We start from the raw sequence: 1,871 nt of genomic DNA on the forward strand, positions 1-1,871 counted from the left end.
AGACTCTGGCTTAGCGCTAGACTCATTCGTCTCTTCGACTGTACCTCCACCCGCCTACGCTCTGTCATTTTATCGCCTACCCTCTTGACATTTAATAATTCGCCGCTTTCAGAACATTGAATAGGTCAGCAGCTCACCTCTTAAGGGCATCCCTATTGCCCCGCAGCAGCTACGACAGATCAAGACAGTTAGCCTAGAGAATCAAGAACTATGGATACCTCAAACACTGGACCTGACGCGGCCTACGCAACCGACGACTTTGACATGACCAGGCAAGCATTGGCCTCCCACCGTAGAATCACAGGCAAGGCGCTGACGGTGCTCACCATGGTGTTTGCGGCGGCGGTGGTGCTGCCTCTCATCTGGGTGCTGATTAGCGTCTTTCAAAAGGGCGTTAATGCTCTGGTCTTCCCAGATATCTTCACCGAACTGCCCCCGCCTCCAAGTCTGTCTGGTGGTGGTTTTGGCCACGCTATCGTTGGTACCCTTATGACCCTTGGCATTGGCACGGCCATCTCGGTGCCCTTTGGGGTGTTGGCAGCGGTTTACCTGGCTGAGTTTGGTCGCGGTACCCGCCTGGCCTACCTAGTCAAATTTTCTTGCAACGTGCTGACTGGAGTGCCGGCCATTCTTATGGGTCTGTTTGCTTACTCTATTGTGGTCATCCCAAACGGTTCATTCTCAGCTTTTTCGGGTGGGGTAGCCCTGGGGGTGCTGATGTTGCCAATTATCATTCGCGCCACCGAAGAAGCCCTGCTGCTTGTGCCCAACGAAATGCGGCTGGCCTCTACGGGCATTGGCGCGACCCGCTTTCAAACCGTGATTCAGATTGTGCTGCCTGCCGCCATCACCGGCATTGTTACCGGCATTGTGCTGGCGGTGGCTAGAGCGGCGGGTGAGGCAGCACCACTGCTGTTTACGGCTTTCAACAACAACCTTTGGGCCACCGATATTTGGCAGCCGGTGGCGACCCTGCCGGTGCTGATCTACTTTTTCTCGATCATTCCCTACAAGGCGTCTCAGGAGCTGTCCTGGGCGGCGGCGCTAGTGCTGCTGGCGATCGTGCTGATCTTTAGCGTGACCGCTCGATTCTTTAGCCGCAAGCAAAAATTCTAGTTAGCCTCTGGCTGTTGCCATCGCCCTCCGTGGTGAGGCTACCTTGCTGGACTAGGCAGCGGCCCAGCCTTCCCTTTACCGTTCTATCCGATTTCATTCGGAGATACCATGCAACAAAATATAAGCAGCACCGCCGTGGATACTCGCCACACCTTTGAGGTTAGGAACTTGTCGGTCTACTACAGCGGCGTTATCGCCGTGCGGGATGTCAATATGGACATTCTTGACCGCAAGATCACCGCCTTTATTGGCCCCTCGGGCTGCGGCAAGAGCACCCTACTGCGCTGCTTTAACCGCACCAACAGCCTCATTCCGGGTGCCAAGGTCAAAGGACATCTGAGCTATAAGGGCAAGGGGCTATTCGACGATACCGTTGACCCGATTGTGGTGCGCCGCAGGATCGGCATGGTGTTTCAGCAGCCCAACCCCTTCCCCAAGTCGATCTATGACAACGTAGCCTACGGCCTGCGGGTCAACGGCATCAAGGGCAACATAGACGAAATTGTCGAAACCTCCCTGCGCCGTGCCGCTATTTGGGATGAGGTCAAAGACAAGCTCAAGAAGCTAGCTGGGCACCTCGCTCTCGGGCGGTCAGCAGCAGCGCCTGTGCATTGCCCGCGCCATTGCCGTCAACCCCGACGTGCTGCTTATGGATGAGTATTAAATGTCAAGAGGGTAGGCGATAAAATGACAGAGCGTAGGCGGGTGGAGGTACAGTCGAAGAGACGAATGAGTCTAGCGCTAAGCCAGAGTCT

1 protein-coding gene and 1 pseudogene are annotated in these 1,871 nt (G+C 55.5%); both read left to right on the forward strand.

Features of this window, described 5'->3' with window-relative positions; all coding sequences use genetic code 11:
* Positions 1-210 precede the first annotated feature (210 nt).
* Entirely contained in the window at positions 211-1,116 is a 906-nt protein-coding gene (pstA, locus tag CKL79_RS22260; protein ID WP_121971691.1) for a phosphate ABC transporter permease PstA, read from the forward strand.
* A 108-nt stretch (positions 1,117-1,224) separates the two neighbouring features.
* Positions 1,225-1,774: pseudogene (locus CKL79_RS22265) on the forward strand (ATP-binding cassette domain-containing protein); the annotation flags it as partial.
* Between the last annotated feature and the right edge of the window lie 97 nt (positions 1,775-1,871).

The organism is Leptolyngbya sp. BC1307 (assembly GCF_002286735.1).
GTDB lineage: Bacteria > Cyanobacteriota > Cyanobacteriia > Phormidesmidales > Phormidesmidaceae > Phormidesmis.